The following is a 12,465-nucleotide window of genomic DNA, read 5'->3' as shown; positions in this document are numbered from 1 at the left end:
AGCGAAATATCTTCATTGTTCCACTATCTTTGCCGTCAAGAATATTACAATATTTCTCTGCTCTGTGCTTTCCTTAACACCTCTGAAAAGCCAACCGATTATCGGTAAATCACCCAAAATTGGAATTTTCCATTCTGATTTGCTCATCTCTTCCCTTGCAAGGCCACCGATGATTAAAGTCTGTCCGTCTTTCAGCGTTATCTTCGTTTCCACTTCTCTTTTATTGCTCTTCGGCAAGCCGCCGATTACAACGGAATAGTCAAAATTACCAACAGCTGTTTTCAGGTTGATATCAATGGTGTTATCTGGGTTCACAAACGGTACGATATTTAATTCAATACCGGTTTCGAGGTTCATTATTTCTTCGGTAGTTCCCTGCTCTGTTCTTTTTGTCAATTTTACTGGTATGGAATCACCTATAAATATCCGCGCATTATCACCGCTTTTTGCCATAATGTTGGGGCTTGCCAAAAGTTTTCCCCTGCCAGATGTCGCTTTAGGTGTAACGATTTCGGCACCGGAAGTTTCAAAAGAAATCTCGGCGTTATCCAAAATCTTGTTCCATAGTTCTTGAATATCCATAAAGTCTGTGATTTTGAACTTTAGGCTCAGGCCGCCTGTTCCTATAGATATGTAATCAGCAGATTTTAAGAGGAGTGACATGTCGAAGCCTAAGCTGCTCAAAAGTGACTCGTCCACAACTTTTGCTTCAATTGAAACTGCCTTAACCTTTGAAACTTTGTCTATCACTCTGTTAATGTCGTCAACATTTTTTGGATCAAGATCATACGCGATTATTAAACCTGCATCAGTATTAACAAGAGCCTTTCCGCCGTAAAATTCTATCAGTTCCTTAACCTTATCTGCACCGCGAGTAACGTTGAAAGTGTATGTCGTCCTTACTTTCGTCGCCTCCGGAGTCGTGTCGACAACATAGATATTTCCTGTTCTCTTAATCGATATACCATAATTCAGTATAATCGAGGTGAAAGATTCAAAATCAACATCAGCAATTGACATTGTAGCATTCACATTGATTGGTTTGGAAAATACAACGGAATAACCTAAACTTTCAAAAACGTTTCTTATAACATTGGCAATCGGTTCATTCTCCACTTTCACACTAATTCGTCCATCTTTTACAAATACCTTTTCATCGATAACTTTCTTTACGGGCGACACGTAAATGATATTCCCAAACTCTTTTATATCAGCAAACTCCGAGAATACTCTTTTAAATGTCTCATAGTCTACATCTTTAAGATAAATAGAATAGACCATTGTCTGTACATTCTCCATTTTGTAAGATTTTCCAAGTTTTGATAACACTTGCGATATAATTTCGCCGACGTTCTTATTCGTTGCATTTATGCTTATCAAACCATTGTTCACAGAAACTTCTTCCTGCTGGATTGCTGTTGGAGTACCAGCCTGAGTACCTGCTGGAATAACAGACTGCCTATGAATCGCTACAGAGATTATGTATACTCCATCTTTGAGTTCGTAATCAATCCCATACTCTTTCAATCTTTCAAAAAGCACATCGATGCTCGGTATTAAGATTCTTAATGATACTGATGTTTGGATATCATCTTTAAGCAGTACTTGCTCTGAGAGCAATTTTGAAACTTCTAAAATTAGATCAGACATCTTCTTGGTTTTAACGTCAACAAGCAAATTGTCGCCAACGAAGTTGTACTCTCCATCCTTTTTGAATTGCGTTATCTCTGAGGTTATTTTCTCTAAGCTTTCCTCTTTTCCTACAAGGTACAATTTCTCACCAACTCTGAAATATTTTACATTTGGATCAAAGACCGAAATTACCGTTTCTATATCTTTCGACTCAAGCTGAGTATAAAGACTTCGTAACGCTCTCTTTTCTTCGGAGAATTGAGAAACGAAATTTCTGACATCGTTAATCTGATTTGCAGAGCCTATAACGAAGTATCCGAGAGCAGTTTTCATCGTTTGAACACCGTAAAGTGTCTTTATGAGAGAATCTAACTCATCGGCATAATTCAAAAGTGCGTATCTTTTTTGAGTATCCGCAAAGTTTGAGATGAATGATTTGACAGAGTTAATTTGTTCGTCCGTACCATAAATAACGTATCCCTGTGGAACTTTGTAAGTATCTACTTTATACAGTGTTTTTACAACACTATCTAATTCGTCTGCGTAAGCTAAAACTTCATACCTCAGCGCAGGTGTTATCATAAGCTTCTGAATCTCATTTTTCAATCTCTTAATATCACTTTCTTGACCTTTTAAGTAAACAGTATCGCCTATTTGTTCAGTCTCAATGGTTAAACCTATAATCCTCGCCAATTTTTCTATGTCTTCCTTCTTCATATTATTTTGAACCTTGACTGAATCAACGAAAGTTGTGTAATTGAGGGATTTCAAATACGCAGCTGCGCGAAGAACGTTATCGCTTGAACCAACAACGTAAGCTTTATTTATGTCTCCGAAATATTCAATGTTTACGTTATAAACTTTCTTGATGTAGTCTATGTGAGTTTGAGTAAGTTTTGCAATAGGTTCTACAACTGTGCTGCTAAGTGTCTGAATGTACTGCTGAGCTTTTAGTACATCACTTTCTCTACCTACTACATATGATGTATCGCCAACATTGTAGATTTTGACGTTAAATAGCTCCTCTACCATGCTCTTTGCGTTAGATTCAACCTGAGCAACTCTCACTATCTGTTGCTGACTTGAAAATTTCTCAAGAAAACCCTTTGCAGCACTTGCTTGAGGACCATATAGTACCAGTTGACCATCTATTCCGAACGTTCTTACTCCATATATCTCTTCAACCAATTTTTTCGCATCTGGACTGTACTGATCTTGAACTACGACTATTTCTTTTCCGTATAATTTTCTTATGTTATCAATGCTTTTCTTTACGCTGTCCTCTTCGAATTTGTTCACTGTGACGATCAAATAACCGTCTGATATGGTTGTCGGATAGCCTGTTATCTTTGTTAGTACTTCTGCAGACGGATCTTCTGGAGTTATCTTAATGACAAGGTTAACAATATTCTCAGCAATAGCTTTCTTCAACCTTTGAATCTCATCAATTCTACCGCTCACAAGTTTCGTACCATCAGAGAAGGTTTGAAGAACAGTAACGTTGAATTTTTTCAAAAATTCATTATCTACTCTAACAATATCTCTTGCATCACCAGCAAGATCAACAAATTGCATAAACCTCTTGTAGATCGTTTCGTTAACGAAGATAGTTATGAAAACTCTCCCGTCCGAAGACTGGAGTGAATAATCTTCATCCTTTATCTCGAAGTATGAAATTGCTCTTCTTACTACATCTTCGGGAACATCGTCAAAGACCAGTCTCCAGGGATTCCCTATTGTAGGGTCAGCCGACAGAGTTTGGATGGTTTTTTCATATCCCGCAGGAACATAAACGAAACTTCCCACGACTTTGGGTTCAAACTCAGGATAAAGCATTTTGAATGCGTTTGCAACTCTTATTGGATAATTAACCTGAACGGGTACGTAATTTACCTTTTCCTCTTTCACAACAGGCTTGTATGATCTTACAAGTTCCTCAACTTGTTTAACATCGGCTCCATAAACTGCTACGCTTTTCTGACTTGGTAGAATGACGTATTTTATATCGTATATCTGAGACAGCCTTTTCATATAATCATCTATTTCCTGATCGCTTGCAGTGTATGGAATGTAGTACCAACTTATCTTCGTGGTCGGTATTAAAGCCTCTGTCAATAACCTGTACTCACGCACACCGCCGTATACAAATAGCTTTGACTTGTCTTTTGAATATGCAGCATAAGCACCTGTACCGAGTACAGCTCGCAGTTTCTCAGAATCAACTTGTCCATCGTAAATTTGCCAGAAGGCGGCAAAGTTTTTTGAGATTTCTTCTGAAGAACCGAAATACAGCGTCCCTTCTGACGAATATGCGTAAGATAAACCTGTCGTAGTAAGTATTCCTCTTATAGCATCTTCAACTGTTGAATTATTGAATTTCATATTTAAATCTTTGCCTTTTGCACTATCATAGACAACAGTTTTCAGGCCGAAGAAGTCTGCGAATTCTTTAAAAAAGAGCTCCGTTTTTAACCCGATGAAGCTTCCGCTGATTCTTTTACTTGACATGCTTATAGGAAATCTAATGTAAATTTTTGTGCCAGATGTGTCTACACTCGAGTTTACTGGACTAAGTGTATAAATAAAAAGATTGAGCTTTCCATCAATAGGTATCACATGGACACCTTCAACACTTCCAGAAGAAACTGGGAGATAAGCAGAGGAGTATACAGCTTCATCTATCAAAAAATAATGAACGGTCTTACTCTCGTTCTTTCCAAAATATACAATCTTAGGTGATTTATTAAATGTAAGTGTAACCACAACCTGATTTGCGGTTGTAGTGAAATTAATATCAATTAATGAACCAAATAAAAATTCTGAGATGAAAATTAAGAAAAACACCAAAGCCATAGTGTTCAACTTTTTCACCTTTATCCCCCCATTTTAATAGGCCGTATCACTGGCTACCTATATATTTCAACATCTTTATCTTTCCGTCCTGAGTATCCAAAACAACAAGGATTGTTGGTTTTACAACTATCGATTTGTATCTTTCTTCTATCAACTCATTCTCGTCGTAGCTCTTAATTACACTCCCTGCTCGAATGAATAATTTTTTAATCTCCTTCTTGCCTGTATTGAAACTCATATAACCGTGGTATTGAAATTCTGGCGATGAAATATCTTCGACATAGTTAGTTTCCAGTATTGAGGCATCAATCTTAACTAAGTACGGAGAGAATAAATTCTTTTTCGAATCCTCTTCAATTCTAATGTCTGAAAGCTTAGATAACTGATTTTCGATTTCCATTACCGTGAGACTCAATGACGCAGTTGCGCCTTGCTGCCGTTGAGGAGCAGAAGCTGGTGCAGAGGCTGGCACAGTCTGAGCAGTCTGATTTGAAACAGGACTTACAACGGCTGCCGGTTTTGGTGAATTCATCCTAATTAAAACAAGTATAGCAACCGCCCAGACTACAACAAGTATGATAATTAATATAACCATGCGCTTATTGATTGCCAACGTATTCACCCCCACCCGCAATTATCTTAACTTGATAAACGGTAGGGGTTTCAACAAAAATAAGTGGCGATTGAAGATCAGAACTGACATAAAGATAATCTATTCTCAAAATCTTCCTGTTAAACAATTCGGACAAGATTTTAAGAAGCTCAGAATCTGTAACATACTTTTCAACAATAATCGAAGGAACGTTCTCTACTTCCTTCTTGAAACTCGCAAGAATTTCTGATTCTTTATTCAGCATACTTAACTTCTGATAGACACTATTAGTGCTTTCTATCTCGCCTTTCAAGTTATCTACATAAGATTTAACTGACCTTTGGAAATTCAAAAAGCTTAGTGCGACCGAAACAACAAGTATGAGCAGAACCACAACTTCTGCTATTCTTTTATCTATAACTACTTTATTCATTTCATCCCTCCCAAACTGTAACGATAATATTTGATATTGGAAATGAAATTCCTCTCTTCAACAAGATTTACCGACACATTGTTGTAAAACTTTGAAAGTTCATTATAAATTGTTGATGTAGAAACCTTCGTTTCGATACCATACTCATAAAAATCCACATAAAAAGTCGTGCCGTCGTATATTATTTTGGTTACGTATACTTGGTTTGGATTGTTAATGAGCTGCGTTAGTATGTATTTCACAAAGAAAAAACTCTTGAAACTATCAGTGACATATGTACGTATTGAGTTATTTGCAATCTCTAAATCTGTGGCTTTTTTCTGAAAAGAAAGCTTGAGCATCTGAACTTGGTTTGGGAGGCTTTCATAATCAAAATTGGTAATATTATTAAAAACTATTGGGTTATTCTTCAGTAGCTTCTCGGCTTGCATTACTTTCCACTGATTTGAGAATAGAAAGATAGAAATTGATGGTAAGAGACTAATCATTAATACAATTAAAAAAGTTTCAAGTTTGAGTACCTTTCTCCTACCAGGTGATAGATTTAACCTTTCCAAGCTCTATACCTCCTCTGTAAAGAAGCCCGTATTCCGAAAGTCTAATGGGGCTTTTTGGATGAACATTAAATACCGGTTCAACGTACTTAATTGTTTCGCTCTGTGAATGAACTACCAAACTCTTAACTATTGATGAATCACATAAAATACTAAAACCTGTAATTCTATCCAATGTGATTTTCTCAATCTCGGTTGTATTCACAGATATTGTAATTTCTCTTTCTAAAATTCCCATTATATCGTCACTTATCGCCTCAACTATTTTTCTTGCGCTCTCCAACAATTCTTCGTTTCCGCTACTCTCTATTTCGTACAGTTCAAAACCAGTCTCTTCTTTAACTATATGGCTCACTTCACTCACAGTAATATCTATCATTCTCATATTCAGTATCGAATTACCATTCATCACCACTATCCCCGAAGATGTCTCACCTATAACTATATAAACCCAATAACCAGGTAATTTTTTTATAAGCAGAAGCTCAGCAAGTATATTCGGATATGCTACGTCAGGGACAAAGCCAATGCTGTTTAAATCCAAAAACCTCTTAAAATCAGCGTTCTTAACAAACACAACAAAGCTCTTTGCAAAATAAGGACATACGCAACCGACAGTAATATCTTCTTCTATTCCTGTTGCTCTTCTGACCTCATACTCAGCTGCTCTTATCATATCATTAGTTTTTTTGACAGGTGGCAATTCCAAAAATAGAGTTTGAATTATATCCCATGGAATATTCATTACTATAAGATCTTCAGGATCTGGTGGCACAATTCCTTGGTGATAACCTCTTATTTTGATTTTTCCATAACGTACGAAACCTAAAATTGTTCTTTTCGAATTCTCACTTATGTTGTACGCAACTACTCGTTTTCGGAACAGTCCCACTATTTCACCCCCGAAGAGTTACTTGAGATACTCAAAAATATGGGCTCTACTGCAATAGAGTTGTAAGTATCTGACCTTACCCACTTGAAAGACATAACTATGAGGTTCGAAAGAGTTGGTTCGGTAGGTCGCATAAAAGAAAACATGCTCGTGGAGATAACCAAGCATTCATTAGATTTATATGTTTTCTGCAATTCTCCCTTCCATAATCCAGAGTAGACAGCTGTTTCGACATATTGGTTCGATAAATCAATGTCTGCTGCATTAAGAAATGTTGTTACGAAAAAAGTAAAAAGCATCCCCAATATGAGAATGACCACGCTTAGTTCGACTATATTCACTATGGTCACCCACCACTTGTGTTATTACATCATTGCGAACTATTCTCATCTTCCATTCATCTTCCAAACTGTCCTTGCATTTGGAAAATTGTTGAGTACATAGTAAAGGCGATAAAAGCAATAAAAAGACCAACGAATGCAATCATCATCGGTTCTATAAGGCTGACCAACTTTTTTGTGTCAGATAGTATCTCTTCTTCATAGAAATCGGCAACCTTCTCCATCACAGTGTCGAGCTGACCAGTTTGCTCACCTGTTCCAACCATTTCATAAACTATCTGTGGAAAAATATTAGTCTTCCTTAAAGCTTCTTTAAGGCCACTTCCTGCCTTAACTTCATCAGTAACCTTAGATATTATCGCTATAAACCTCGGGTTATTGGAAGCCTTAGCGGCCATGTCAAGAGCATTTACCATTGCAACACCACTTCCTATTAAGACTCCGAGTGTCCTCGTGAATCTCTCATTTGCCATCTTCTGTCTCAGTTTTCGAATAGGAGGTATCATGTTGCCAACAAAATCTTTAACGTAAGTACCGTATACCGTGTCCATGAAGAATTTCAAACCTATACCCAAAACAATAACTATTGGAAGCAAAATGTACCAGTAATTTGTGAAAATGTGATTCAACTTCACAAGCATCCCAAGAACTCCACCTTGAGGGGTTGTGCCAAAGACTGAGATAAGTCTAGGCAGAATAAATACTGATATAACAATCACAACTGCAACCGCAAATCCAAGAATGAACATCGGGTAAGCCATGGATGATTTCACTTGCTCTCTCAGCCTGTTAACACCTTCGTAGTAGTTTGCAACTTTTTTCATTGTAACATCTAAAACTCCACCTTCTTCACCAGCACGTACCATGTTTATAAATATAGAGTCAAAGATACCTTGACGTTCTAGTGCGTCTGAAAATGACATGCCGCCCTTCATATCCGAAGCTATTTCTCTTAGGGCATTTCTAAATTTTTTAGAAAAGACTTCCTGCTCTGACAGTGTCATTATAGCGTCAACAAGTCTCAAGCCAGCTGACACCATCGTCTCAAGCTGTCTTGCAAAGAGCACAACATCCTTTATTTTGGCTTGAAAAACTCGCTTCTTTCCACCACTTTTGCGCGCGACACTAATTGCTGCTGCTTTTTGACTTTTCTCGACAATGTCAGTAACAAGCACACCTTGTGCTTTTAATCTATCAAGTGCCTCTTTAAAGCTATCTGCCTGAATTACACCTTTGAGCTTTTTACCACTCCTGTCTATTCCTCTATATTCGAATACCAAATGTATACCTCCCTAAAGCTATCTAACAACTCGAAGTTTTAGATTTTGATGCATTATTCTGCCGTTGTCTAACACTATTGTCCTTTCACACAAATCAGTGAAAAGCTCAGGTTCGTGAGTGGTAATTAAAAAACCTCTACCTTGCTTTTTGAACTTCTCGAGAATATCACGAACGGCTAACACTCCAAACAAATCGAGTCCTGCTGTAGGTTCATCGAAGATTAAGAACTCAGGTTCATGTAACAATATAGAAGCTATTGCGACTTTTCTTTGCTCACCGCCTGAGAGTTTGAAGGGTGATTGTTTAAGTATAGATTCTGGTAGACCGACTACGCTTAGTAGTTCTATAATCTTGTGTCTGTCATAAGGAGTGTTAAAGTTCTTCGCTGCAAATGTAATTTCATCTTCGACGGTTTCGCTGAAAAACTGCCTTTCAGGAATTTGAAATGAAACACCGAATTTCTTGCGGTACTTATATGGGTTTTCAAAAGGGTCAGAGCCATCGTAACGCATTATTCCAGTAGTAGGTTTAATAAGCAAATCCAAAAGATATATAAGGGTCGTTTTTCCTGAACCTGTATTTCCAACCAAAAGAATAGTCTCATTTGTGTCAAAGTCTAAATTAATGTCTACCAAAGCTGCCTTTTCAACATCAGTTCCCTTTTCGAATACAACAGATATATTCTTAAGTTCTACATGCACTTAAATCACTCCGCATTTGATCAAAAGAGTTGGTATCTAAAAAAATTACTGATTCCTTTTCGAAATGTATATCCTTATTCCTCCTTCTTTCCAGATGTCTTCAGCATTGCCGAAGATTTCGTTCATGTACTTCTTTATCCGTTCTCCACCTTTATTGTGATAAGCCACAAGTTGGAGAGTCCCGCCTGCATTCAAATGTTCAAACGCACCTTCAATAAGCTTCATCCAAACTTCCTTACCTGCAACTATAGGTGGATTAGAAATAATATGATCAAACTTCATATCATTCCAAGGTTCGTACAAATTACCTTGCCGTATGTCGGCTTCAATATTGTTATCTTTTGCATTTATCTTTGCGAACTCAACTGCTCTCCTATTTATATCGGACATAAACAGTTCTATTTTTGGTTCCTCTTTTTTTATGATTATACCAATGACACCGTACCCGCAACCTATATCTAAAACTTTTCCAAAGACAGGTGCATGGTGATTTATGAGTATTTCAGTTGCTTTATCAAGCGCGCCAAAAGAGTAGACACCAGACGGACTTTTAAATATGTATAGATGCCCATTCCTTAGCTTTACTTGTACTTCTTTAACTTTCAATACGGTGCTTGGCTCTTCTGTGTAATAATGCTCGAAAGAATTATTTCTATTTTCTGATGAACTACTATACATTCTTTACCCCTCCAAGTGTTGAAAACTCAAACAGTATGAGTTGTTTCTTTTATTTCTATAACTTTTTTGTAAGCTCTCTCCTGCGCTTTTGTAAGTAAAGAATCGAAATCTTTTCCATCTATTCCGTACTCGACAATTCCCATCTGCAACTTCAGTTCAACGCCTAACTTTCTTGAAAGCTGAACCAGGTTTTCTTCAATTCTCTTTTGTATGGCAAATGGCGCTTCTTTTGACAAACTCAGCACCGCAAATTCATCTCCACCTACTCGGGCTAAGACATCACTTCGTCGAATACTCTTTGACAAAGTTTTGGAAAGTTTCTTCAGCACCTCATCTCCTACTTCGAAACCATAGACACGATTTATAGTCTCCAAATCTTTTATATCAAAACAAATCATATAGAGTTTGCTCGACAACCTTTTTGAAATTTCACAGTACTTTTCAAAATAATTGACAAGGAACTTCTTGTTCGGAAGATAAGTCAAACTGTCAAACAGTCTCATTCTGTCGATTTCTACGTTCTTCTCTTTCACCGTTCTCACCAATTCAAAGCGCTCTACAGCTATTGAAAGCAAATCACCAATCATTTCAGCAACACTTTCAAAACCGGTCTTTTCAAAAATCTCTTCATCGTTCCAAGTATCAAGATTGAAGAATCCGATTATCCTTCTTTGATACCTGATTGGAATTGATATAAATGCCTTTATATTATTGATAGATTCTATTTTATCTTTGAATTTTTCAATAATTACTTCTTCGTCCTCACCAAGTTTTGCTGCAAGTTTTTTCAGCAAATCAACAATTCTGTGTTTCATAACATAAACCCTCTTAAAACGCCTCATATAGACTTCTTCGGGTGAGTATCTTATTTTATCCAAAATATCGTAACTATGATTATAAGCAGCAACGTAATAAAAATATCCGTCTTCGTCACTCATAAGCACACTACCGCTATCGACAAAACTAAGATTATCTACAGCGATTTTTAACAACTCTTCAAAATCCTTCCTCTTAAGAGAGGTCTCGCGCTCGGTAGCTATTTTTAACAAGTACTCACTAAACATCAGAAACATGTTTTTTATTTCAGCTGAGTATGATTGTTTGATAAGCGTCTTATTTTTCGCTTGAATCACTCTTATCACCCCTTGACGTGAATTTTACAAATAAAGTTACCAATATGAAGAATATGAATAATACAACTATCAGAGATACATAGCCAGTCAAACCTACTTGAAGAGCCTTAATAAAATTATCCAATTTACTCATAATATCACCAACTCCCTGACGCACTCACATTTAGTCATTATAAGTTACTTATCAATGTTATCAAAACTCCTCCCGCTAAAACTGAGCCAATCTGTCCGGCAACATTTGCGCCAACAGCATGCATCAACAAATAGTTTGTAGGATCCTCTTTCCTACCAAGCTGGTGTATAACTCTTGCAGACATTGGGAAGGCTGAAATTCCAGCGGCACCGAGCATTGGATTGATTTTATTCTTGAGAAACAAATTCAAGAACTTTGCAAAGAGAACACCACCAGCCGTGTCAAACACAAATGCAACAAGACCCAACAATAAAATGTAAAGTGTCTGTGGCCTCAAAAACTTGTCGGCAGTCATGGTCGAGCCGATCGATAGACCAAGGAGAATGGTAACTATATTGGCTAATTCATTCTGCGCAGACTTGGCTATTGAATTCAACACTCCACATTCTCTGAGGAGATTGCCAAACATCAAAAATCCAATCAGCGCAGCAGCATTCGGCGCAATTAAACTTGAAATAACCGTCACTGCTATTGGGAAAATGATTTTCGCTCTTTTACTTATCTTCAAGCTCTTAGCCGGCATTTTTATCGCCCTTTCCTGCTTGGTTGTCAACATTTTAATCACCGGTGGTTGAATTATTGGGACTAATGACATATAAGAATAAGCCGCAACAGAGATAGGACCAAGGAGTTCTCTTGCAAACCTTCCTGCAACATATATTGAAGTAGGCCCGTCTGCTGCTCCTATTATTCCTATCGATGCTGCTTGTTTCAAATCAAAGCCGAGCAACGTGGCTACAACCATAGTCGCAAAGATTCCAAATTGTGCAGCGGCTCCAAACAAAATCATTATCGGATGTTCAAGAAGAGGACCGAAATCTATCATGGCACCGACTGCAATAAAAATCAAAAGTGGGAAAATTTCTGTTATAATACCTATGTCAAAGAATATGCTTAGAACCCCACGATGGAGTACACCTTCTATCCATTGATCCAGCACTGAGGAAAGTGGTATGTTAACCAAGACGGTGGAAAATCCTATTGGGAGAAGCAGAGCTGGTTCATATTCCTTAGAAATCGCTAAGTATATTAGAGTGAGACCAACCGCTATCATTACAACATTACCAATTGTGACAGATGTAATACCAAGAAATAAACTTGACAAAAATAACACCCCCATGCAACGTATTCTGTATGCAACCATTAAATATTCTACCATAACATAGTTTGAAAAAAATGACT

The 12,465-nt window shown here is 37.3% G+C and carries 12 protein-coding genes; all 12 read right to left on the bottom strand.

Features of this window, described 5'->3' with window-relative positions; all coding sequences use genetic code 11:
• Positions 1–12 precede the first annotated feature (12 nt).
• Genes BUA11_RS05875 through BUA11_RS05825 form a run of 12 tightly spaced genes read right to left on the bottom strand, consistent with a single transcriptional unit; the run spans position 13 to position 12,397 of the window.
• A complete protein-coding gene (locus BUA11_RS05875) occupies positions 13–4,503 on the bottom strand; it encodes a type II secretion system protein GspD (RefSeq protein ID WP_072759368.1) in 4,491 nt (1,496 codons plus the stop codon).
• A 28-nt stretch (positions 4,504–4,531) separates the two neighbouring features.
• Positions 4,532–5,098 (bottom strand): hypothetical protein, encoded by a 567-nt coding sequence (locus BUA11_RS05870; protein ID WP_072759366.1) that lies wholly within the window; start codon positions 5,096–5,098, stop codon positions 4,532–4,534.
• Positions 5,085–5,510, bottom strand: coding sequence for a hypothetical protein (locus tag BUA11_RS05865; RefSeq protein WP_072759365.1), 426 nt, complete (start codon positions 5,508–5,510; stop codon positions 5,085–5,087). The genes BUA11_RS05870 and BUA11_RS05865 overlap by 14 nt, the downstream gene beginning before the upstream one ends.
• Entirely contained in the window at positions 5,507–6,067 is a 561-nt protein-coding gene (locus tag BUA11_RS05860) for a hypothetical protein (protein ID WP_072759363.1), read from the bottom strand. The genes BUA11_RS05865 and BUA11_RS05860 overlap by 4 nt, the downstream gene beginning before the upstream one ends.
• Positions 6,039–6,956 carry a hypothetical protein gene (locus BUA11_RS05855; RefSeq protein ID WP_072759361.1) on the bottom strand — a complete coding sequence of 306 codons (918 nt, stop codon included), beginning with the start codon at positions 6,954–6,956 and terminating at the stop codon, positions 6,039–6,041. The genes BUA11_RS05860 and BUA11_RS05855 overlap by 29 nt, the downstream gene beginning before the upstream one ends.
• Positions 6,956–7,297 carry a hypothetical protein gene (locus BUA11_RS05850; protein WP_072759359.1) on the bottom strand — a complete coding sequence of 114 codons (342 nt, stop codon included), beginning with the start codon at positions 7,295–7,297 and terminating at the stop codon, positions 6,956–6,958. The genes BUA11_RS05855 and BUA11_RS05850 overlap by 1 nt, the downstream gene beginning before the upstream one ends.
• Before the next feature lie 56 nt (positions 7,298–7,353).
• Positions 7,354–8,577, bottom strand: coding sequence for a type II secretion system F family protein (locus tag BUA11_RS05845; protein ID WP_072759357.1), 1,224 nt, complete (start codon positions 8,575–8,577; stop codon positions 7,354–7,356).
• An 18-nt stretch (positions 8,578–8,595) separates the two neighbouring features.
• Positions 8,596–9,279: an energy-coupling factor ABC transporter ATP-binding protein gene (locus BUA11_RS05840; RefSeq protein WP_072759355.1), complete on the bottom strand. Its 684-nt coding sequence runs from the start codon at positions 9,277–9,279 to the stop codon at positions 8,596–8,598.
• Positions 9,280–9,324: 45 nt separating this feature from the next.
• The gene (locus tag BUA11_RS05835) at positions 9,325–9,957 is read right to left on the bottom strand and encodes a class I SAM-dependent methyltransferase (RefSeq protein WP_072759353.1); all 633 of its coding nucleotides are present in this window, start codon (positions 9,955–9,957) and stop codon (positions 9,325–9,327) included.
• 26 nt (positions 9,958–9,983) lie between these two features.
• Positions 9,984–11,090, bottom strand: coding sequence for a sensor domain-containing diguanylate cyclase (locus tag BUA11_RS05830; protein ID WP_245789561.1), 1,107 nt, complete (start codon positions 11,088–11,090; stop codon positions 9,984–9,986).
• The gene (locus BUA11_RS10335; protein WP_178137752.1) at positions 11,071–11,223 is read right to left on the bottom strand and encodes a hypothetical protein; all 153 of its coding nucleotides are present in this window, start codon (positions 11,221–11,223) and stop codon (positions 11,071–11,073) included. The genes BUA11_RS05830 and BUA11_RS10335 overlap by 20 nt, the downstream gene beginning before the upstream one ends.
• A 37-nt stretch (positions 11,224–11,260) precedes the next feature.
• Complete coding sequence (locus BUA11_RS05825) at positions 11,261–12,397, bottom strand: sodium ion-translocating decarboxylase subunit beta (protein ID WP_425432318.1); 1,137 nt, start codon at positions 12,395–12,397, stop codon at positions 11,261–11,263.
• Between the last annotated feature and the right edge of the window lie 68 nt (positions 12,398–12,465).

The sequence above is a fragment of the Fervidobacterium gondwanense DSM 13020 genome (assembly GCF_900143265.1).
GTDB classification, from domain to species: domain Bacteria; phylum Thermotogota; class Thermotogae; order Thermotogales; family Fervidobacteriaceae; genus Fervidobacterium; species Fervidobacterium gondwanense.
The sequence above is the reverse complement of the archived record's forward strand: the minus strand, read 5'-3'. Positions and strand labels throughout refer to the sequence as shown.